Origin of the sequence: Megasphaera sp. DJF_B143 (assembly GCF_900320625.1) — a bacterium.
Classification (GTDB): Bacteria; Bacillota; Negativicutes; order Veillonellales; family Megasphaeraceae; genus Megasphaera; species Megasphaera hexanoica.
In genome coordinates this window covers 1-21,235 of the sequence record NZ_ONTA01000058.1, presented here as the reverse complement: position 1 = coordinate 21,235, position 21,235 = coordinate 1, and the positions used below count along the sequence as shown (strand labels likewise).

Genomic DNA, 21,235 nt, shown 5'->3' with positions numbered 1-21,235 from the left:
TCGGCAGCACGGGCCTGCATATAAGCATCATCCATCCCGCGGAACATGGCAGCGAAGTTCTGTGCTGTATGTTCTACGGCTGCTTCGGCGTTGAGTTTTTCATCCCGTATCTGGGATACGATATCATCGACATAATCGTCATCATCGAGCATCATCTGATGCACTTCAAACACGGCAGCCTGTTCTTCGCCAATTTTTTCTACGGCCTTTTCATACAGAGACTGGAGCTGGCTGATTGACGCAGCGCGGGCCGCCTGAAAGCGGCTGACTTCCGCCTCGGCATCGTCAATAGGCCGGACGGCTGTAGAAATCGTATTGCGGTGAAATAGTGCCAGCAGTCCGATGGTGATGCCGGAACTTACGCTTTTTCCTTTAAGGGTCAGCATGACTTACACCTCCCGGTTATGGCAAGGGAGGATTGCCCATGCAGTCCTCCCCGCCTCATACATTAGAAATTTTCTTTGAAAAATGTTTCCATAGCAGAAGCTGCTGCTTCTTCATCGGCACCATCTGCCTGAACTGTTATGCTTTCACCCTGTTTGACACCCAGACCCATGACGGTGAAGATTTTCTTCAGATCGCCTTTTTTACTGCCTTTGGCAATCGTCAGGGACGAGGCATATTTCTTGGCTTCTTTAACCAGCAGTCCTGCCGGGCGGGCATGGATACCCTGGGGATCGGTAATGGTGTAAGTAAATTCTTTCATGATAATTCCTCCTCTGTATGAAATCCTATGGTTTAGTTTACTCTATGTTCATTAGTATGGCAACCGTTACGACTGGGGGCGTTTTTTGCGGATAATCCCCATGATGACGGCTGCAATGACAGCGCCGGCTGCCAAAGATGCAAAATACATAGGCCAGTTGGTGACGACGCCGAAGACAAAGATGCCACCGTGCGGTGCCGGTACGGTACATCCGAAAAGCATGGAAAGGGCACCAGCTGCAGCAGATCCGATAGCGCAGGGCGGAATAATGTGCAGCGGATCCGACGCGGCAAAGGGAATAGCTCCTTCTGTAATGAAGGACAGTCCCATGATAAAGTTGGTAATCGTAGACTGCCGTTCTTTCGGCGTAAATTTTTTCTTGAAGAGCAGCATGGAAAGGGAAATCGCAATGGGTGGCACCATGCCACCGATCATGACCGATGCCATGATGCCCGAGCTGACGGCCGCACCAGATGCGTCCATAAGGGATGCCGTACCAAAAACATACGCCGCTTTATTGATAGGACCGCCGAAATCGATTGACATCATACCACCCAGGACAAGGCCTAGGATGATGCGGCTGGATGTCGTCATAGATGAGAGCGTATCTGCCAGCCAGTGATTGAACACCGATGTCGGAGGATTAATGATATACGTCATGATAAGGCCGATGAGGACCAGTCCCAGTACGGGGTAGATGAGAATCGGCTTAGTCCCTTCCAACGCCTGGGGAAGATGGGAAAATTTTTTTTTCAGCAGGATGATGAGATACCCGGCAATAAATCCGGCAAAGAGGGCCCCGAAGAAACCAGAACCACCAGTCGTCGCCAGGAAGCCGCCGACGATACCCGGCATGAGAGCCGGCCGTTCACCGATACTGGCAGCAATATAACCGGCCAGGATAGGCATCATCATACTGAATGCCAGTCCGCCGACGTTTTTCAGGAATGCCGAAAGAGGAGTTCCTGTACCAAACTGGGCCGTACCGGCATTACCCATATCGAAAAGAAATGCCAGGGCAATGAGAATCCCGCCGCCAATGACGAAGGGCAGCATGTGGGATACGCCGTTCATCAGATGCTTATATATCTGACGGCCTGTACTTTCGCCGCTTTCCGCCTCTGTTACCGCTTCCGACTCAGAAGCCGTACCATGGAATACAGGCGGTGTTCCGTCCAGGACCTGCCGGATGAGAGCCTGCGGCTCTTTGATTCCTGCCGCCACTTTGACGAAGAGGACGCGTTTGCCATCAAACCGTTCCACCGGTACGTCTTTATCGGCAGCGACGATGACACCGGCAGCACGGCGGATATCATCCGCCGTCAGGTGATGCTTGACACCGCCGGAACCGTTCGTTTCAATCTTGATATCGACACCCATTTCAGCAGCCTTCTGTTCCAGTGCTTCCGCTGCCATATAGGTATGGGCAATGCCGGTCGGGCAGGCCGTAACGCCGATGACATAAGGGCGTCCGGCATCTGGTGCGGCAGATTGCGTTTCCGTATCTGTCACATCATCGGATACGGCATTGCCGTCTACAGCAGTTTCTTCAGCCGCCGCTTCAGCTGCGTCTTCAGCCAGCTGGGCCGTTTCGGCATCGGTGATGATCTGCAGGTATTCATCAGCCGATGCAGCCTGCATCAGTTTTTCCCGGAAATCATCATCCATGAGCATCCGGGAAAGGCGGCTCAGAACTTCCAGATGAATATTGGCACCACCGGCAGGGGCTGCAATCATGAAGAACAAATAGGCCGGTTCATCATCGAGGCTTTCGTAATCGACGCCCTGACGGACAATCATCGACGCCAGGCCTGGCGTCGCTACGGCGTCGGTCTTGGCGTGGGGAATCGCTATGCCTTCACCGATTCCCGTACTGCCTTCTTCTTCCCGGGCAAGGACACAGGCCTTGTAGGCTGCCGTATCTTTCAGATGACCGCCCTTTTCCATCAGTCCCACGAGATGATCGATAGCCCCGGCTTTATCAGCAGCCCGGGCCTGCAAATCAATACTTTCTTTTTTTAATAAGTCTGCAATACGCACGGAATTTTCCTCGCTTTCCAGAAAACGCACATCGGTCACAGTGTTTTATACAATTTCTTTATTTCCTTTTCGCCAGCAAGCCAGTCCTGGAACGCTGTAGCACTGCCGGCAGCAATCCCCCATTTCAGCGCTTCTTCCAGACTGCCGCCAGATGCTTCAAAACCAGCCAGGAAACCGGCTACCATGCTGTCACCGGCACCGACGGAATTCACCAGCCGGCCCTGGGGAGACGGACGGCGGTAGATCTTTCCATCTTCACCGAGAAGCAGAGCCCCGTCACCGCCGAGAGAAACGAGGACATTGCGTGCTCCCATGGTCTGGAGCCGTTTGGCACACATGATGATTTCTTCATCCCTGTGCAGGACAACACTGAAGAGTTCACCCAATTCATCCTGATTGGGCTTGATGAGAAACGGCCGGTAGGCAATGACGTTGCGCAGCAAGTCACCGGTGGCATCGACAACCGTGCGGATATGGCGAAATTCCATGCGTTTCAGGATTTGTTCATACATATCGCCCGGAAGAGTAGAAGGAATGCTGCCGGCCAGTACCAGCGTGTCTCCTTCATCCAGAGCTTCAATTTGTTTCATGAGCTGTTTCAGTTTATCCTTCGGAATAACCGGCCCCATTCCGTTGACAGCCGTTTCTTCTTCCGCACTGATTTTCATATTGATACGGGAATACCCCTTGTCCAGACGGATGAAATCACAATCGCCTCCGTTTTCTTCACAGAGCCGTTCAATTTCCTGCCCCGTAAATCCGGCCATAAAACCCAGCATCCGTGCCGGTATGTGGAGATTTCCCAGGACAAGCGCTACGTTGATGCCCTTGCCACCGGGATAAATCGTTTCCTTTTCGGCCCGGTTAATGGCACCAGCGGCAAATTTTTTCATGTGAACGACATAATCCAGAGAAGGATTAAAGGTAACGGTATAAATCAAAGCACATGCACCTCCGTCAATTTCTTATAAGGAGCAAAATCGACATCCCGGCTGCTCCGTGCCGTTATGACTGACACGCCTGTAAGAGGCGCAAATGTAATATGGGAAGCCAGGCCGAACTTGCTGCCATCCGCCAGTATATAGGCCCGCCGGCACTGGGAAAAGGCCGCGGCTTTGGCAGCAGCTTCTTCTGCGTCCGGCGTCGTACAACCTTCTTCCAGGCTGATACCATTGGTACCAAAAAAGCCATAGGTAAAATGATACTGCGCCAGTGCCTGAAGGAGTTCACTGCCGACGACGGATGCAGTCGTTCCCCTTACATGGCCTGGCAGCATATGGACAGATATGCCATTCCGGGCCAGTTTTTGTGCCAGGGGCAGGCTGTTGGTCAGAAAGGATGCCCCTGACCCTGTCAGAAAATCTGCCATCTGTTCCACCGTCGATCCCGCATCAAGATACACAAAATCGCTATCAGTCACGCAGGAAGCAGCATACTGGGCTATGCGCCGTTTTTCCGTCATATGGAGAGAATACTTATGTTCCAGTTCTTCCATATTGGCTTCATACACCCCTTCTTCAGAAGGCAGTGCCGTTGCCCCGCCATGAACACGGCGAAGCCGGCCGTCCCGGTGCAGGACCGACAAATCACGCCGCACCGTCGCTTCAGAAACCTGAAAATAATCAACCAGTTCCTTTACGGAAACAGAACCGCCGGCCGTTACCAGCCGTACCATCTCATCTTGTCGTTCTTCTGTCAGCACATATATCACCTACCTCTGTACAATCAGAATTACTTTTTATACCCCGTATTATACAAACATTTTCATTCATTTTCAATCACGTTCAATCATTATATTGAAATAGCAATCATTTCCGTTCATTTATACTAGAAGGTAATAGAAAAAACGGCTGCCACACGAAGCAACTATTTCATGTGACAACCGTTTTCTGATATGCTTTTCGCCTTTATAAAAACTATTTGAAAAATTTACATCTGTTACTGCATGCTGTGTTCTTTCTGTACACTGGCTGCTACAGCATTGTCGCTGGTAACAATACCATGACGCGTCTTGTATTTGAGGAAGAGCATAATGGCCAGAGCCAGTACGAAACAGCCAGAGAAGAACTGCAGTGTAATGGCATAACTGTTGGTCGTTTCCTTAATGAGCGACAGGACCAGGGGACCAGCAACGCCAGCAGCTCCCCAGGCCGTCAGGATCCGGCCGTGGATGGCACTCAGTTCCCGCGTCCCAAAAAGATCGGAAAGGTAGGCCGGCATGCAGGAGAAACCGCCACCATAACAGGTAATGATGAGCAGGACGAGTATCTGGAAACTGAAAGCTCCCGTGACATGGGACAGCTGCCAGAATGCCAGGATTTCAATAGTAAAGAACAGGACATAGGTCATAGAACGGCCCAGGTAATCGGAAACAGTAGCCCAGGCAATACGGCCGGCGCCGTTCATGAATCCGATGATGCCGACCATCGAAGCCGCTGCCATCGGCGACATGCCGACGACTTCCTGAGCCATAGGAGAGGCGACAGCCAGAAGAGCAATGCCGCAGGTAATATTGGTAAAGAAGAGCCACCAGATAGTATAGAGCTGCCACGTCTTCATCGCCTTTTTTACGCTAAACTGAGGCATGGCATCGGCATAGACCGGCGTATGGCGGGAACCGGCTTTGCGAAGAGCCGCATCGGAAACGGGGACTTCTCCCGGTTTGGGTGGAGCCAGATACAGAGAAGAAGCCGTCATGATGACCATATATACCGTGCCCAGGATGAGAAAATTGGGAATCAGGCCCAGATGCTGGACCAAAAGCTGCATGACCGGACCGGCAATCATACTGGCAAAACCAAATCCCATGATAGCCAGGCCCGTCGCAAAGCCACGGTTGTCCGGGAACCATTTGACCAGTGTCGAAACGGGAGTGATGTAACCTGTTCCCAGACCAATACCGCCAATGACTCCGTAGAAGAGATATAACAGAGGCAGGCTGTGGAAATATAACGCTGCAGCCGTGCCGAACATGCCACTGCAGAAAAAGGTCATGGCCAGCAGACCCGACTTACGGGGTCCGATTTTCTGGACGAAGCTGCCGAGAAAACCAGCAGACAGTCCTAAAAACAAAATAGCCAGGGAAAAGGTCCACGTCGTATCTTTGAGAGAAAATCCCATAGCCTGCATGATAGGACGGGTAAGGACACTCCAGGCATAGACACTGCCAATGCAGATGTGGATGCCCATAGCAGACAACGCAATAAGCCAACGGTTCTTTTTCATGAATCCATCTCTCCTTTGCGGTCGGCCGGCAAAGAGAGTGCAAAAAAAGCACCGGCCGGCTGGCCAAAGCATATTTTCATATCTTTGCCCAGACGGTCGGCGCTTTTTCTAAACGATACAGTCCACGTGGTTATTCCACTTGATTCCGTCAGGCCTGCATCGCATATTTTCTTGATGTTCTTTCATTATATCAGGAAACATCTGTCTGTCAATAGGGAGCCTGTCTTATTTTTCATTCTGATTTTCCGCAGCAATCCGGGCCGCCTGTTTCTGCTGGGCTGCTATCTGGGATAAGGTCTGTCCTGCCGGCGCATCGCGCAGGACATAGGCTTCATCGGCATCAGCCGGTGCATTAGATGCACGGCCAGTCTGTGTTACAGCCTGGGAAGCGGTAACCGCTGCTTTTTCGGCAGCTGTCGCCGTCGTTGCCGTCGTTACATTCTTTACAGCAGCTGCCGGGGCCGACAGGCGTTCAAAGCCATAGGTCAGGAGAGCTGCCGCATCACCAGCACGGTCACCGCTGTTGAGGATGGACGCAACCAGGGTATGACCATTACGCGTAGCAGAAGCTACCAGACAAGGGCCGCCATCGTTAGTCGCACCGGTCTTGATGCCGTCAGCTCCCGCAAAACCGCTGGTGAGAAATTCATTCGTCGTTTCGCAATGCTTCGTACCACTGTCTGCATAGGGCATGTCAAAGGAAGCATGATTGACGAGTCCCCGGAAATCGGCTGATTTCATGGCATAGGCGCCAATTTTTGCCAGGTCTCTCGCCGTAGAATAATGATTTTCATCAGGAAGTCCGGCCGGATTGGTGAAGTGCGTATGAATGGCCCCAATAGATGCCGCTTTTTCATTCATAGACTGAACAAAGCTGTCCAGAGACGGCGAAACCGTAACAGCCGCATCATATGCCACATCACAGCCCCCGACCGTCATCATGCCCGTCAGGGCATTGCGCAACGTCACCTTGTCACCGGGATAAATGCCGAGACGGCTCACATCGCCGGCCAGCTGCTGGGATGCATCGGATACGGTCATGACCGTATCGAGTTTTCCCGATTCGACGCCAAGGATGCTGGTCATCATCATAGTCGTACCGCCAGGATACATGCGCTGATCTGCATTTTTGGCATACAGTTCATTGCCCGTCGCAGAATCGATGACGCAGGCTGACTGAGCATCGATCTGCGGTTCTTCTGCCAGTGCCGATGCACTGAACATCGTAAAGCAGGCTGCCAGGACGACAGCTATAGACGTTTTCAAAGACATAATCATACACCCTTTCTCCTGAAGTTTTTATTTTATAATGGATGTTTTGCCGCCATTTTGGGTTTGCGCGGGTATTTAGCCGGACTCGTGCCACTCTTGCGGATATAGAGGACCGCCCGTTTATCGGAAAGCCCGGGAAGCGTTACCGGGCGGACTTCTTCCAGTGTCCCTCCCAATATGCGCAGGGCATTGGAAGCCTCTTTGATTTCTTCCTCATATTGCGCTCCTTTAAGAGCAATGAATAAGCCATTTTTCCGCACGTAAGGCAGCGCCCATTCACAGAGAATGGAAAGGCGGGCCACCGCCCGGCTGGTCACCAGATCAAACTGTTCCCGGTATGCTTCCTGATGGGCCATTTCTTCAGCCCGCCCGTGAAGGAACGCCACCTTCCGGAGGCCCGTTTCCCGGCATACTTCATTCAGGAAGTTCAATCGCTTCTGCAGGGAATCAAAAAAAGTCACCGTAAGATCCGGCCGGAAAATAGCCAGGGGAATACCGGGAAAACCGGCACCCGTACCGAGATCCAGCAGGGAGGCATCCTTTGGAAAATACCTTTCATCATAACAGGACAAGCTGTCAGCCATGTGTTTGACTGCTACTTCACCCGGATCGGTAATGGCTGTCAGATTCATGACTTTATTCGTTTCCAGGAGCAGTTCTTCAAACCGGCAGAACTGTCGTATCTGATAGTCTTCCAGTACAAGTCCCATAGCTTCCATAGCATGGATGAGGTCATTTTGAAACATGGCCGCCCTCCCGCTGATACTGTTCCAGATAAATGAGAAGGGCCGTAATATCTGCCGGAGAAACGCCGGAAATACGGCTGGCCTGCCCAAGAGACCGGGGCCGGATTTCATCAAGTTTCTGCCGCGCTTCACCGGACAGCGTATCAATATCGGCATACACAATGTCGTCCGGCATGAGTTTTTGTTCCAGACGGTTCATTTTTTCTACTTGTTCCATCTGGCGGCCAATATATCCTTCGTACTTGATCATGATTTCGATTTCTTCTTTGACATCGGCATCCAGTTCGGGCAGATCAAAAGTCTGGCACAGTTTGTCATACGACAGATCCTGACGGCGCAGTAATTCATAGGCCGTTATGCCCGTATGGACCGGAGCCGTGCCGAGAGCATCCAGTTTTTCCGCCATCGCTTTGCTCGGTGTAATGGAAATGGATCGCAAAGCGGCGATGCCATCAGCAATAGCTTTCTTTTTGGCACAAAATACGTCGTACCGTTCCTGACTGACCAGACCGATATCATAGCCTTTCTGGGTCAGACGCAGATCGGCATTATCCTGACGGAGGACGAGGCGGTATTCACTGCGGCTGGTCATCATGCGATATGGTTCCTGCGTTCCTTTCGTAACCAAATCGTCAATGAGTACGCCAATATACGCTTCCGAACGGGTAAGGATAAAAGGATTTTTTCCCTGCACCTTGCGGGCAGCATTGATACCGGCAATCAGGCCCTGGGCTGCTGCTTCTTCATAGCCGCTGGTACCATTGGACTGGCCGGCAGAAAACAGGCCGCTCACTTTTTTCGTTTCCAGGGACGGTGTCAGCTGCAACGGGTCGAGGCAGTCATATTCAATGGCATATCCGGGCCGCATGATTTTCACATCTTCCAGCCCGGGAATGGTGCGCAGGAATTCGTATTGGACATCGATAGGCATACTGGTACTCATGCCCTGGACGTACATTTCTTCCGTAGATTGTCCTTCTGGTTCGATAAAGAGCTGATGCCGCTTTTTATCGGCGAAGCGGACGATTTTTGATTCAATGGAAGGGCAGTACCGGGGACCGATACCTTGTATGATGCCATTGCACATGGGTGCCCGGTCAAGATTATCGCGGATAATTTTGTGCGTTTTTTCGTTGGTAAACGTCAGCCAGCAGCATTCTTTATTCCGGTTTTTCCGTTCTGACAGGAACGAAAAGGCATGACCATCCGTATCACCTTCCTGCACAGCCATTTCATCCGTACGAAGCGTACGCCGGTCTACCCGGGCTGGTGTCCCCGTCTTGAAACGCATGAGTTTCAACCCTGCTTTTATCAGCGACCCGGACAGATCTTCTGCCGAGCGCTGGCCGATAGGACCTCCGGAATAGGTGCATTCGCCGATGATGATTTTACCTTTCAGATATGTCCCGGTCGCCAGGATGACACAGGATGCGCCATAGACTTCCCCCAGTTCGGTCTGTACGCCGGTTACTTTTCCGTCTTTTGTAAGGAGGTCCGTAATCATGAGCTGCTTGACATCGAGATGATCCTGATTTTCCAGTGTTTTTGTCATGGTCATCTGATACAGTTTTTTATCTGACTGGGCACGCAGGGAATATACGGCTGGCCCCTTGCCCGTATTGAGCATACGCATCTGCAGGCACGTCAGGTCCGTATTGATTCCCATCTGGCCACCCAGGGCATCGATTTCCCGTACGAGGTGGCTCTTTCCCGGCCCTCCTACAGCAGGATTACAGGGCATAAGAGCAATATTATCAAGATTCAATGTCGCCATCAAGGTTCTGGCACCCAGACGGGCACTGGCAAGGGCTGCTTCACAGCCGGCATGGCCGGCACCGATGACGATAACATCATACGTATCTACTACATACATGGAATTTCCTTCCCTTTCGCAATACATTTGCAATCTATTTATCATTTACCCAGACAGAACCGGCTGAATATTTCTTCAACAATATCATCGTGAACCGTATCGCCTGTAATCGAGCCCAGCGTATCCCACGCCTGACGGATATCGATGACAGCACAATCCAGAGGCATTCCATCCTGCAACGACTGCCGTGCCCGTTCCAGAGCTTCTGCACTCTGCCGTACCAGTTCTATATGGCGGGTATTGGTCAGAAGAGCGCTGGGGCCATCGGTAAAGCCGCCTTTCAGCACTTCCTGCAGGAGTCTGTCCTTCAACTCTTCCAGACCGTCCCCGGTACTGGCCGAAATGGGGCAGATTGGGAAGCCATAGGTGCTCAGGTCCTGGCTGGTCATGACAGACGGCAGATCCGTCTTATTTAGGACAATAATGACATTTTTATCTGCCGCAGACTGGAGGATATCTTTGTCTTCATCCGTAAGGGGACGGGAACCATCTATGACAGCCAGGATGATGTCTGCCTGGTCCAGATACCGACGGGCCCGGCTGACGCCAATTTTTTCGACCGTATCATCCGTTTCCCTGATACCGGCTGTATCGACGAGGCATACGGGAACGCCGCGCAGGGTAATCCATTCTTCCAATACATCCCGTGTCGTACCCGGCACGTCCGTAACGATGGCCCGTTCTTCCTGAAGAAGACGGTTCAGGAGACTCGACTTACCGGCATTGGGCGTACCGGCAATAGCGGCCATGACGCCGTCGCGGATCATGCGCCCGTTCTGGGATTCTTCCAGCATATGCTGCAGTTTTTCCTGCATTTCCTGCAAAGCACCGGATACGTCCGGCACAGCAATATCTTCCAGATCTTCTTCCGGATAATCAATCATGACTTCCAGCCGCGTCACCAGCTCGGTCAGTTCTTTGCGGGTCTTATTAATGACCTTGGAGAGTCGGCCCTCCAGCTGGCTTACAGCACTGGTGAGACCGGCCCTGCTTTTAGCCTGAATCACATCCATGACGGCCTCAGCCTGGGCCAGGTCGATACGGCCATTGACAAAGGCCCGTTCCGTAAATTCACCGGGATTGGCCATGCGGGCACCACTGCGCAATATGAGCTGCAAGATAGATTCCAATGCTTCCCGGCCGCCATGGCACTGGATTTCCAATACGTCTTCTGCCGTATAGGAGTGAGGGCCTTTCATGATAAGGGCCAGGACTTCATCGATACAGGTCCCATTTTCATCGACAATAGTCCCGTACTGAATAGAACGATCACGGCGTTCCTTCAGGGGAACTGCCGATTTACTTTTAAATATTTTATCTCCTACAGCATAGGCATCGGGTCCGCTGATACGGATTGCACCGATGCCGCTTTCTCCCAGCGGTGTCGTAATCGCCGCAATGGTATCTGCCGTATCGTACATACAAACACTCCTTTCTGACAGGACTACAGGCGGACCGGTCAGATAACAAAAATGGCCAGATACCAGCGGTCCGTGAAAGATTCACTAACCAACTGACACTGACCACTGGTCACTTGCTCCGTTAGCCTTATTCAGCGTAATAAATGACGACATGACGGTACGGATCCTGACCTTCACTTTCCGTACGGACATGTTCGGCGTCCTGAAGTGCTACGTGGATAATTTTCCGTTCATAGCCGTTCATCGGTTCCAGGACGACTTTATCACCTTTCTTTTTCACCCGTCCAGAAAGGCGCAAAGCCAGCTGCTTCAGCGTTTCTTCCCGGCGGTGGCGGTAATTTTCGACGTCGAGCATGATGAAATGCCGCGTTTCTTTTCCCTGATTGGTTGTCAGATTGGTAAGATACTGGAGTGCATCCAGCGTCTGTCCATGTTTGCCAATGAGGATACCGAGATTTTTTCCATGGAGATGAAGGATAATTTTGTCCGGCTTGATCATTTTTTCAATCATGACCTGCATGCCCATATTCTTCAGGACTTCCTGGAGAAATTCCCGTGCTTTGGCAGCCGCTTCTTCAGCGGTAAAATCTTCTACGGAATCTGCTGATTCTTCTGCAGGAGAATCTGTTACGGAATCTTCCCCGTCATCGGCAGGACTAGCTGTTTCCGGTTCGGCCGGATCAGCAGCTGGTTCAGACGCAGACTGTGGTTCTGCCACTGCTTTTGTTTCCGTAGCGGCGGTCTGTTTTTCTGCTTCTTCTGCCTTGCGCACATCTTCCTGCTGCCGCTGCAGCACGTGTTCTGCTTCTTCTTTGGCTGTCACGCGGACGACGGCAGGCTTACTGCCAATGCCGAGAAAGCCGCTTTTCGGTTCGGCCAGCACTTCTACCGTCACTTCATCACGGGTCAGTCCCAGCTGTACCAGACCGGAACGGACAGCATCTTCTATCGTTTTTCCTGTCGCTTCTACATGATTCATGCGTTAGCAGCTCCTTTCTTTTTGCCGCGGAACATGATGATCTGCTGCAGCCACTGGAATACGTTGGATACAACCCAGTAAATGACAAGGCCACTGGGGAAACTGATGCTGATCCAGCCAATGAAAAGAGGCATGACAATCTGCATGATTTTCTGCTGTTTAGCCTGGGCTTCATTCATCGCTACCTGGGCACCGCTCATCTGTTTCTGGATAGCAAAAGTGGAGATAGCTGAAAGAATAGGCAGAATATAAGTAGGATCGGCATCGCCGAGACTGGGCATCCAGAGAAAACTCTTGTATGCTTCATCATAGGGATATTCACGAAGGGCATAAAATATGGAAATAAGGAACGGCATCTGGATAAGGATAGGCAGACAGCCTGAAAACGGACTGACTTTTTCTTCTTTATACAATTTCTGCAGGGCCATCTGCATTTTTCTTTGGTCGCCCTTATACTTTTTCTGTAATTCCTTGACTTTCGGCTGAATTTTCTGCATGCCTTCCATAGAACGGATTTGTTTAGCCGTCAGAGGCGCCAGTATCAGCTTGATGATAACCGTCAGCAAAATGATGGCAATGCCATAACTCGGATACCCGACCATATGGGTAAACTGGTAGCAGTAATCGAGAAAAACGGACATAATGCCAGACAGCACGTCCATGATTCCGCTAAAAAAACTCAATACTCTCAACTCCTGTCGAAGATTAAAAATGAAAAAATCAGACAGCCTTCATTTCATCTGCCTGATACCTAGGGTACAGGATCATATCCGCCTTCATGAAAGGGATGGCATTTTAAAATGCGCCTGATTGCTAAATAACTCCCTTTCAGTGCGCCGTACTTCTGCAACGCTTCAATGGCATAAGCAGAACATGTAGGATAAAAACGGCAGCACGGCAGATGCAGCGGAGATATGCACATCTGATAAAAACGTATCAGGAATATGAATAAGGATTTCATTCACATCGCTTCTTCCATACGTTCGCCCGGCGGAACAATTGCAGGATGCTCCGCTCAGCTTCTTGATATCCAACCTGTTTTAAATAGCCGCGCCCAATCAGTACCAGATCATAACCGTCTTTCAGCTCGTATTGATGGAGGCGGTATACTTCCTTCATCAGCCGGCGGCACCGGTTGCGTTCTACGGCACAACCGATTTTTTTGCCAGTTACAAAACCGATACGGGTTGGCTGTTTGGGAGAACGGGGCAGTACATACAATACGGCCAGGCGGTTGACAACAGATCTGCCATGGCGGTATACGAGCTGGTATTCCCGGTTTTTGCACAGCCTCTTCTCTTTGTTTAACTCGTACATCGTATAGTTCCTAAGCTTGTAATTCCTAAAAATGGCAGAAGAACAGAAAAATTCCTTCCAGGAACTTTTCTGTTCATCTCGTAAAAATTAAGCAGAAAGCTTCTTTCTGCCTTTCATGCGGCGTTTTTTCAAAACCATACGGCCACCTTTAGTCTTCATTCTTTCACGGAAGCCATGAGTTCTTTTCTTCCACAATACATTCGGCTGATATGTCTGTTTCAAGATAGACACCTCCTTCTTATCGATACAACGTATATTGAATTTACACCATAACAGTGTAATTATAGACAATCCCCCTGCCGATGTCAATTGTTTATTGGAAAAATTTGAAAAGACTGGGTTATCCAAAAAAGCAGAGATATAGACGGAGTATATAGATGCTTTATTAAATATAATCAAAGCCTAACATATATATAACCAATTTCTAACTTCTATTTGTGCACAACTTACTTTTGATGTACAATACAGATGTGGTCTTCATACAAATATTCACCAAGTTATACACAGTTTATCCACAGATTGTGGATAATTTAATAGGTCGGAAACTCGATATTTATCGGCTTTCCGCTTTTTTCAGCCTATTTTATCCACTTTATCCACAATCTTTTATGAACATATCCACACATCACCCGATTGGAAAGGAATGCATGACATGATAGACCTGACTGAACTCTGGATCGGTATACTGACCGATATACGGCCTCAGGTATCCCCGCAAATTTACGACAACTGGTTTGAAGCAGCTCTGATTCCCTGTATGTATGAAAACGATGTCCTGACACTGGATACGACGAGTCGTTTCGTCTGTTCTTTCATCAGCAAAAAATATACAGATCTCCTGGAAACGGCAGCCAGCCATGTAACAGGCCGTCCTACACAGGTACGCCTTATCTACAGCACGGGAGGGGAAACGACCCCCGACCCGTCTGTATCTCCGGCAGCACCATCATCGGCGTCTTCAACACCTGCAGCATATCATCCGGAAAAAACGGTATCTGCAGCACCAGCTTCGTCTTTTAAAGTACTGGAAGAAGACACGATCCGGGAAAACCAGGAATATGATGAACCCGAATGGGCACAAACGACACTGGAACCGGTAGATACGGAAAATCCTGATACGTATGAATACGAAAGTATTTCTCTTCCAGAAATCCGCTCAGCCAAAGATATCACGCCACCGCCAGCAGCAGAAAAACCAGAACCGGCCCCGGCCGCACAGGTTCCCGTTTCTGACGGACTGAACAGCAACTATACGTTCGATACGTTCATCGTTGGCAACAGCAACCGTATGGCTAACGCCGTCGCATTGTCCGTAGCTGGTGCACCGGCCCAAAAATACAATCCTTTCTTTATTTATGGCGATTCCGGACTGGGAAAAACTCATCTAATGCACGCCATCGGTCATAAAATCCGGGAAAATTTCCCTAACATGAGTTTGCGCTGCATTACCAGCGAAGACTTTGCCAATGAGCTCATCCAGTCTATCCAGGATAAAAATCCGGAAAGCTTCCGACAGCGGTATCGCAACGTCGATGTACTCCTCGTCGATGATATACAGTTCCTGGAAAATAAAGAACATACACAGGAAGAATTTTTCCATACTTTTAATAAGTTATACCAGGATCACAAACAAATGGTATTCACCAGCGACCGGCCACCACAAAATCTGAAAAAACTGGAAAACAGGCTCCGTTCCCGATTTCAGGCCAGCGCCGTCGCCCGCATAACGCCACCGGATCTGGAAATGAGGACAGCCATTCTCCGCCGCCGTTCCCAGTCTGAACACATTGAATTCCAGAATGATGCCATCAATTTCATCGCTGCTAATGTCAGTGAAAATATCCGTGAACTGGAAGGAGCTTTTGTCCGCGTCACGCTACAGGCTGCAGAGGAACATTCACCGGTTACGCTCGACATAGCCCAGCGGGCATTACAAGATTTAGTACAGGCCAGTGACAAGAAAAAATATATTACCATTGATGAAATCACAAAAGCCGTTTGTCAGTTCTATAAAGTAAAATATGAAGACCTGATGAGCAAGAAGAAAACCAAGTCGATTGCTTTTCCCCGCCAGATAGCCATGTATCTCTGCCGGGAACTGACGGAAAACACGTATCCTCATATAGGAACGGCATTCAATGGCAGAGACCATTCTACAGTTATGCATGCCTGTGATAAAGTTGCCAAGGCAATGGAAAAAGATAAAAATTTTCGCACCATGATAGAACAATTAAAGACGCGCATCATGAGCGTGGACAAATGAGCGGAAAAAATGTGGAAAAAAATCCGTTTATCCACATCTTCCGGAAAACAGTGGATTTGTGGATGGAAAAATCCTGTTTATCCACAAGTTATACACATCTGTGGATAGCATAAAATAAGGCTTTCACAGGACTTATGCACAATTTCACAGCGCCTATGACTATTACTACGATTTTAACTCATTTTTCAATTAACCTCACCATCATAGAAAAGGGGACAACCATGAAACTCAGATTCAAAAAAGAAGACCTCAACAAAGGACTCCAGTCCGTACAAAAAATCGCCCAGGATAAAAGTAATAACATTTCTTATGAAAATGGCCTGCTCATCAAAGCCATCGGCGATATGATCGAATTCCAGGCCAATGATTACGATATGGGAATCCGTACGGAAGTACCGGGCATCATTGAAGAACCAGGCGAAGTATTTATTGCTAATCCATTTCTCATCGAACTGACACGCCGTCTGCCTGGTGATGAAATCGAGATGATCAAAGAAGATGGAGATACCCAGCTCCTGTTAAAAGGCGGAAAACTGAAATTTGAATGCCTGACAATCAATCCGGATGATTTTAATGAAGTAGACATTGTTGAAAATGGTACTTCTTCTTTCACGACAGACAGTATTACTCTGAAAGACCTCATCGACCATACATCATATGCCTGTTCTACCGATACGGCCCGTCCTATTTTCACCGGTACACATATCGATGTAAGCGGGACGACTCTCAATATGGTGGCTACAGACACTCATCGCCTGGCTCTCAAATCAGCCGAACTGGCCCAGCCGGTCGAACAGCCTTTCAAAGCCGTCATTCCGAGCCGGCTGCTCATGGAAATTGCCCGTCAGCTGCCGACGGATATACCGCAGGATGTACAGATTGTAGCGCTTCGCAATTTTATGACTGTCCGGTTTGGCAATATCTTTATCCGTACCCGGTTGATTGAAGGAGAATTCCCAAATTACCGCCGGGTTATCCCGACACAGTTTACCAGTACGGTGACGCTGAACCGCCAGGAATTTACGGCAGCCGTCGAACGCGCTTCTATCGTGGCAAAAGATGCCCAGTATAATGTCATTAATTTTGCTATTCAGGACGGACAGATCAGCCTGACCAGCCAGCATCCCGATTACGGCACGATTGAAGACAGTGTTTCCTGCCAGATTAAAGGCGAACCCATCCGCATCGCTTTTAATGGAAAATTTGTCCTGGATATCCTGAAACACTGCCATAGTGAAGAAATTGTACTCCAGCTGAAGACAAGTAGTCCGATGCTGGTACAAGATAAAGATGAACAGAATTGTGTATTTGTCGTTACACCAATGAGGGCAAAATGATAAAAAATATCGAAATTAAAACTAATATGATACAGTTAGACCAATTCTTAAAATGGGCTGATGTCATAGAAAGCGGAGGACAGATCCGTCCGCTTCTGGATGAAAAGAGGATTTTTGTCAATGGCGCATTATGCCAGGCCAAGCGGAAGCAGCTCCATTCCGGTGACATCGTTGAGATAAAGGGTATCGGTACGTATAAACTTATTGGGGAATAAAACTATGCTGATTCATGATATCCGCCTGCTGCATTTCCGCAATTATGATGATGAACGAGTGACATTTCCACCATCGATTGTCGTGCTGCACGGAAAAAACGGCCAGGGAAAAACGAATCTCCTGGAAGCGCTGTATATGGCAAGTATTGGTAAATCGTACCGGGGACTTGCCGATGCGGACCTCATCCAATGGAAGCAGCAGACGGCAAGTCTGATCCTTAATTTCAGCCGCAGCGGTGTCATACAGCAGATTAAAATGATTCTTTCCAAAGAAGCAAAGAAAGAACTATGGGTCAATAAGACGAGAGTGTCGCGCAGAGAGCTGATCGGTACGTTAAATGAGGTCCTGTTTTCACCAGAAGATTTGCAGCTTATCAAGGCGGGACCGGCTCTTCGCCGCCGGTTTCTCGATCGTGAATTATCACAGGTCAGTCCGGTGTACTGTCAGACTCTTCTCCGGTATCACCGGGCTGTTGCCCAGAGGAATCTGCTGCTTAAGCGAATGAAGTATGAAAAGGTCCAGTCCCTGGAAGAGTGGGACCGCCAGATTGCCAGCCTGGCAGCCGATATCGTACAGCGCCGCCTTCAGGCCCTGCATAAAATCCGCCTTCTGGCCCGGATTACCCACAAGCGCCTCAGCGGAGGGGAAGGACTGGACATTGACTATGTGCAGCCTTATGGTGACGGTAGGGAAAAGGATGCTCAGTGGTATTATGATATGCTGCAGTCCCATCTGGAACAGGACCGGTACCGCATGTCTACATCGGTCGGGCCCCACCGGGACGATTTGGAATTTTCCATTGCCGGAGCCAACTTAAAGAAATATGGCTCCCAGGGACAGCAGCGCACGGCTGTTCTGGCATTGAAGCTGTCCGAACTGGAATATATGAAATCGGAAACAGGGGAATATCCGGTACTTCTTTTGGATGATGTCATGAGTGAACTGGATAGTCAGCGCCGTCAGGCGTTATTATCCTTTGTTAAAGGACGTATCCAGACATTTATCACGACGACGGAACCGGATATGTTCCGGTCTGTTGCTGATTGTTCTTTTATCTGTATTGAACAAGGCAGGGTGGCTGCCAATGGTTAAGCGGACCCATGAAATGGGAAAAGCCGGACTTTCTATACCGGCTGTCCTCAAAGAAAATAAACTGCTTACACCGTTCCGCTTTTTTCAGGCAAAGCGGGACTGGCCTCAGATTATAGGTAAACAAATTGCGAAATATTCTTATATTAAAGACGTAGATAAAAATTGCGTAATAATAGGCGTTCTCAACCCTGTGTGGATGAATCAGCTTTTTATGTACAGTCAGGAAATACAAAAGAAACTTAACGATTATATCGGTGAAGATTTCGTCCAGTCGGTGCGGTTTGTACGCAGTGGAAAAAAGCCGGCCCCGGTCGTGTATGAAACCCTTGAAGGAGAAGAGGAGTCAGATTATCCCCGGGGCCGTATCCGTGATGTGGTCTTATCCGATGATTATGTGCAGATGGTGAGGCAGGAAACATGCCACCTGCCGGAACGCATCCGCGGAAAGATGGCAGCCCTGCGCTTTGCCCAGGAAAAACGGCGCCTGTCCATGGAAGCCGAAGGCTTCCGCCATTGCCCGCGCTGTGGCCGCTGGCTGGCAAAAGGAGAAACGATATGTCTCCTGTGCCGTCTCGAAGACAGGCAGCACAAGAAAAAGCTGGTACACGACCTGTTGATCCAGATGCCATGGCTGTCACTGGATCAGTTCGTTCATGAGATAGGAGCCGTACGCAGTGACCGGCTGTACGTAGAACTGTACAATGAAGTACGGCGGGACTGTATTTATAAGCTCATTGAACGGATCCACTACGATAGCGATACACCGGAAGATGATTTATTCCTGGCTTTGTTCATCACGAGGAAAACGCCGGTGGAACTAACCGATGATTATGTCCGCAACCTGGCTAACCGTTATAGAAAGAAGGAGTGATTATGTATCTTCATATCGGCGGAAACCGGATGATCGATGTACGCCGTCTCGTCGCCCTGTTCAAGGCTCATCCCAGCCGTGCCAGTAAAGCCAATCCGCTCATGCAGTACTATAAACCGTATGAATATGTGGGAAATAGTACAGAAAAGATTGGTACATATGTAGTCACGGAAGATGCTGTGTATGGTTCACCCCTGTCTCTTTCTACGCTGGTCAAACGGTATGAAGAGCTGTTTAGTGTGGATTGAACGGCTGAAATCTGGTATAATAAGATGTTACAGGTCCTGTATCGTCACAGGAGGACAGAAGAGGAGGAGCATTGCATGTCGGAAGACAAGAAAATAAAGTATGGTGCGGAACAAATCCAGGTCCTGGAAGGGCTGGAAGCCGTACGCAAACGGCCGGGTATGTATATCGGCAGTACGAGTCTGCGTGGACTGCACCATCTCGTATATGAAGTGGTAGATAATAGTATTGATGAAGCATTGGCCGGTTATTGCACACATATCGAAGTGGAAATCGGGGAAGACAATAGCATCAGCGTCATTGACAATGGCCGTGGTATTCCCGTTGCTATGCATAAAGTGGGGAAACCGGCTGTCGAAGTCGTTCTGACTGTGCTCCATGCCGGTGGCAAATTTGGCGGAGACGGTTATCCTATTTCCGGTGGGCTTCATGGTGTCGGCATCAGTGTTGTCAATGCATTGAGTGAATGGACCCGCGTGGAAGTCAAACGGGATGGATATTTGTATACTATTTCCTTTAAGCGTGGCGTGACCGACCAGCCGCTGATGAAAGTGCGTCCCTTGCGCCCCGGTGAAGAAACAGGTACCCACGTCACATTTAAACCGGATAAGGAGATATTCCCTGATACGGTCTATGATTTTGATACGCTTAAAACACGTCTGCGGGAACTGGCCTTCCTCAATAAGGGATTGCATATTACCCTGACGGATAAACGCGGTGACGGAAAACAGGAAGTATACTGCTATGAAGGCGGGCTGGTCTCGTTCGTAGAATTCCTGAACGAAAACCGTACGGCTGTTAATCCGACCGTTGTCCAGATTGATGGTGAAAAGAATAAAGTCATTGTCGATATCGCCATGCAGTATAATGACGGGTACAGTGAAAATATCTTGAGCTTTGTCAATGACATCTTTACTGAAGAAGGGGGAACTCATCTTTCAGGATTCCGTTCCGGTCTGACACGTACGATCAACGATTATGGCCGGCAGGCCGGACTCATCAAGGATAATGAAGATAATCTGTCCGGAGACGATGTCCGGGAAGGTCTCACGGCGGTCATCAGTGTCAAAGTGCGGGAACCGCAGTTTGAAGGACAGACTAAGACGAAACTGGGCAACAGTGAAGTCAAGGGGATTGTTGATAACATCGTATCAGACGGACTGCGGGAATATCTGGAAGAACATCCTGCAGAAGCTAAAAATATCATCAATAAGACGATTTCTGCATCGAGGGCCCGTCAGGCTGCACGCCGGGCACGGGAACTGACACGGCGCAAGAATGCATTGGAAATCAGTAGTCTTCCCGGCAAGTTAGCCGATTGCTCGGAAAAGAATCCGGATCAGACGGAAATTTATCTGGTCGAAGGTGATTCTGCCGGCGGCAGTGCAAAGCAGGGCCGGGATCGCCGTTTCCAGGCTATCCTGCCGCTCCGTGGCAAAATTATCAATGTGGAAAAGGCAAGGCTCGATAAGATACTGGCCAATGATGAAATCCGGTCTATGATTACTGCTTTTGGAACGGGTATTGGCGAAGAATTCGATATTACCAAGCGCCGGTACGATAAAATCATCATCATGACCGATGCCGATGTCGATGGTGCCCACATCCGTACACTGCTTCTGACATTTTTC

General features: G+C 49.5%; 22 protein-coding genes and 1 riboswitch. Of the genes, 7 read left to right on the top strand and 15 right to left on the bottom strand.

The genetic code is table 11. The features are described from left to right. The 15 genes from DBO31_RS01750 to rpmH form a co-directional block, all read right to left on the bottom strand. Window positions 1-386: phosphoenolpyruvate-utilizing N-terminal domain-containing protein (locus tag DBO31_RS01750; RefSeq protein WP_304466338.1), on the bottom strand; the 386-nt coding region annotated here is incomplete at its 3' end. Between the two features lie 62 nt (window positions 387-448). Continuing rightward, window positions 449-706: an HPr family phosphocarrier protein gene (locus DBO31_RS01745; protein ID WP_059076238.1), complete on the bottom strand. Its 258-nt coding sequence runs from the start codon at window positions 704-706 to the stop codon at window positions 449-451. A 66-nt stretch (window positions 707-772) separates the two neighbouring features. Beyond that, a complete protein-coding gene (locus DBO31_RS01740; protein ID WP_150824289.1) occupies window positions 773-2,746 on the bottom strand; it encodes a fructose-specific PTS transporter subunit EIIC in 1,974 nt (657 codons plus the stop codon). 35 nt (window positions 2,747-2,781) lie between these two features. Further along, window positions 2,782-3,687, bottom strand: coding sequence for a 1-phosphofructokinase (pfkB, locus tag DBO31_RS01735; protein ID WP_059076237.1), 906 nt, complete (start codon window positions 3,685-3,687; stop codon window positions 2,782-2,784). After that, window positions 3,684-4,448: a DeoR/GlpR family DNA-binding transcription regulator gene (locus DBO31_RS01730; RefSeq protein WP_150824288.1), complete on the bottom strand. Its 765-nt coding sequence runs from the start codon at window positions 4,446-4,448 to the stop codon at window positions 3,684-3,686. The genes pfkB and DBO31_RS01730 overlap by 4 nt, the downstream gene beginning before the upstream one ends. 236 nt (window positions 4,449-4,684) lie before the next feature. Then, window positions 4,685-5,971, bottom strand: a complete 1,287-nt coding sequence (locus DBO31_RS01725) for an OFA family MFS transporter (RefSeq protein ID WP_059076235.1) — start codon at window positions 5,969-5,971, stop codon at window positions 4,685-4,687. 79 nt (window positions 5,972-6,050) lie between these two features. Further along, window positions 6,051-6,137, bottom strand: a riboswitch (ZMP/ZTP riboswitch). 59 nt (window positions 6,138-6,196) lie between these two features. Then, on the bottom strand, window positions 6,197-7,249 hold the full coding sequence (locus DBO31_RS01720; RefSeq protein ID WP_150824287.1) for a D-alanyl-D-alanine carboxypeptidase family protein: 1,053 nt from the start codon (window positions 7,247-7,249) through the stop codon (window positions 6,197-6,199). 26 nt (window positions 7,250-7,275) lie between these two features. Further along, window positions 7,276-7,989: a 16S rRNA (guanine(527)-N(7))-methyltransferase RsmG gene (gene rsmG, locus DBO31_RS01715; RefSeq protein ID WP_150824286.1), complete on the bottom strand. Its 714-nt coding sequence runs from the start codon at window positions 7,987-7,989 to the stop codon at window positions 7,276-7,278. After that, entirely contained in the window at window positions 7,976-9,862 is a 1,887-nt protein-coding gene (gene mnmG, locus DBO31_RS01710) for a tRNA uridine-5-carboxymethylaminomethyl(34) synthesis enzyme MnmG (protein WP_059076232.1), read from the bottom strand. Before mnmG ends, rsmG begins: the two co-directional genes overlap by 14 nt. 41 nt (window positions 9,863-9,903) lie before the next feature. After that, on the bottom strand, window positions 9,904-11,283 hold the full coding sequence (mnmE, locus tag DBO31_RS01705; protein WP_059076231.1) for a tRNA uridine-5-carboxymethylaminomethyl(34) synthesis GTPase MnmE: 1,380 nt from the start codon (window positions 11,281-11,283) through the stop codon (window positions 9,904-9,906). Between the two features lie 127 nt (window positions 11,284-11,410). Beyond that, on the bottom strand, window positions 11,411-12,262 hold the full coding sequence (gene jag, locus DBO31_RS01700) for an RNA-binding cell elongation regulator Jag/EloR (RefSeq protein ID WP_059076230.1): 852 nt from the start codon (window positions 12,260-12,262) through the stop codon (window positions 11,411-11,413). Then, window positions 12,259-12,945, bottom strand: a complete 687-nt coding sequence (locus DBO31_RS01695) for a YidC/Oxa1 family membrane protein insertase (protein WP_369814267.1) — start codon at window positions 12,943-12,945, stop codon at window positions 12,259-12,261. The genes jag and DBO31_RS01695 overlap by 4 nt, the downstream gene beginning before the upstream one ends. A 68-nt stretch (window positions 12,946-13,013) precedes the next feature. Further along, window positions 13,014-13,223 (bottom strand): membrane protein insertion efficiency factor YidD, encoded by a 210-nt coding sequence (gene yidD, locus DBO31_RS01690; protein ID WP_059076229.1) that lies wholly within the window; start codon window positions 13,221-13,223, stop codon window positions 13,014-13,016. Continuing rightward, window positions 13,220-13,579, bottom strand: coding sequence for a ribonuclease P protein component (gene rnpA / locus DBO31_RS01685; RefSeq protein WP_059076228.1), 360 nt, complete (start codon window positions 13,577-13,579; stop codon window positions 13,220-13,222). Before rnpA ends, yidD begins: the two co-directional genes overlap by 4 nt. Before the next feature lie 87 nt (window positions 13,580-13,666). Next, complete coding sequence (gene rpmH / locus DBO31_RS01680) at window positions 13,667-13,801, bottom strand: 50S ribosomal protein L34 (RefSeq protein ID WP_059076227.1); 135 nt, start codon at window positions 13,799-13,801, stop codon at window positions 13,667-13,669. A gap of 430 nt (window positions 13,802-14,231) precedes the next feature. Here rpmH and dnaA point away from each other — a divergent pair, with 430 nt between their 5' ends. The 7 genes from dnaA to DBO31_RS01645 form a co-directional block, all read left to right on the top strand. After that, complete coding sequence (gene dnaA, locus DBO31_RS01675; RefSeq protein WP_150824285.1) at window positions 14,232-15,842, top strand: chromosomal replication initiator protein DnaA; 1,611 nt, start codon at window positions 14,232-14,234, stop codon at window positions 15,840-15,842. A 221-nt stretch (window positions 15,843-16,063) separates the two neighbouring features. Continuing rightward, window positions 16,064-17,179 carry a DNA polymerase III subunit beta gene (gene dnaN / locus DBO31_RS01670; protein WP_059076225.1) on the top strand — a complete coding sequence of 372 codons (1,116 nt, stop codon included), beginning with the start codon at window positions 16,064-16,066 and terminating at the stop codon, window positions 17,177-17,179. Beyond that, on the top strand, window positions 17,176-17,394 hold the full coding sequence (locus DBO31_RS01665; protein ID WP_206084919.1) for an RNA-binding S4 domain-containing protein: 219 nt from the start codon (window positions 17,176-17,178) through the stop codon (window positions 17,392-17,394). The genes dnaN and DBO31_RS01665 overlap by 4 nt, the downstream gene beginning before the upstream one ends. A gap of 4 nt (window positions 17,395-17,398) precedes the next feature. Continuing rightward, on the top strand, window positions 17,399-18,487 hold the full coding sequence (gene recF / locus DBO31_RS01660; RefSeq protein WP_059076224.1) for a DNA replication/repair protein RecF: 1,089 nt from the start codon (window positions 17,399-17,401) through the stop codon (window positions 18,485-18,487). Further along, complete coding sequence (locus DBO31_RS01655; RefSeq protein ID WP_059076223.1) at window positions 18,480-19,358, top strand: DUF721 domain-containing protein; 879 nt, start codon at window positions 18,480-18,482, stop codon at window positions 19,356-19,358. The genes recF and DBO31_RS01655 overlap by 8 nt, the downstream gene beginning before the upstream one ends. A gap of 2 nt (window positions 19,359-19,360) precedes the next feature. After that, window positions 19,361-19,606, top strand: coding sequence for an extracellular matrix regulator RemB (remB, locus tag DBO31_RS01650; RefSeq protein WP_059076222.1), 246 nt, complete (start codon window positions 19,361-19,363; stop codon window positions 19,604-19,606). A gap of 75 nt (window positions 19,607-19,681) precedes the next feature. Continuing rightward, a partial coding sequence (locus DBO31_RS01645) for a DNA gyrase subunit B (protein WP_150824284.1) occupies window positions 19,682-21,235 on the top strand: 1,554 nt, incomplete at its 3' end.

Coding starts and splice junctions, on each gene's coding strand:
- DBO31_RS01745 (WP_059076238.1), bottom strand. CDS start 706: ATGAAAGAATTTACTTACACCATTACCGATCCCCAGGGTATCCATGCC.
- DBO31_RS01725 (WP_059076235.1), bottom strand. CDS start 5,971: ATGAAAAAGAACCGTTGGCTTATTGCGTTGTCTGCTATGGGCATCCAC.
- DBO31_RS01720 (WP_150824287.1), bottom strand. CDS start 7,249: ATGATTATGTCTTTGAAAACGTCTATAGCTGTCGTCCTGGCAGCCTGC.
- rsmG (WP_150824286.1), bottom strand. CDS start 7,989: ATGTTTCAAAATGACCTCATCCATGCTATGGAAGCTATGGGACTTGTA.
- mnmG (WP_059076232.1), bottom strand. CDS start 9,862: ATGTATGTAGTAGATACGTATGATGTTATCGTCATCGGTGCCGGCCAT.
- mnmE (WP_059076231.1), bottom strand. CDS start 11,283: ATGTACGATACGGCAGATACCATTGCGGCGATTACGACACCGCTGGGA.
- jag (WP_059076230.1), bottom strand. CDS start 12,262: ATGAATCATGTAGAAGCGACAGGAAAAACGATAGAAGATGCTGTCCGT.
- yidD (WP_059076229.1), bottom strand. CDS start 13,223: ATGAAATCCTTATTCATATTCCTGATACGTTTTTATCAGATGTGCATA.
- rnpA (WP_059076228.1), bottom strand. CDS start 13,579: ATGTACGAGTTAAACAAAGAGAAGAGGCTGTGCAAAAACCGGGAATAC.
- dnaA (WP_150824285.1), top strand. CDS start 14,232: ATGATAGACCTGACTGAACTCTGGATCGGTATACTGACCGATATACGG.
- dnaN (WP_059076225.1), top strand. CDS start 16,064: ATGAAACTCAGATTCAAAAAAGAAGACCTCAACAAAGGACTCCAGTCC.
- DBO31_RS01665 (WP_206084919.1), top strand. CDS start 17,176: ATGATAAAAAATATCGAAATTAAAACTAATATGATACAGTTAGACCAA.
- recF (WP_059076224.1), top strand. CDS start 17,399: ATGCTGATTCATGATATCCGCCTGCTGCATTTCCGCAATTATGATGAT.
- DBO31_RS01655 (WP_059076223.1), top strand. CDS start 18,480: ATGGTTAAGCGGACCCATGAAATGGGAAAAGCCGGACTTTCTATACCG.
- remB (WP_059076222.1), top strand. CDS start 19,361: ATGTATCTTCATATCGGCGGAAACCGGATGATCGATGTACGCCGTCTC.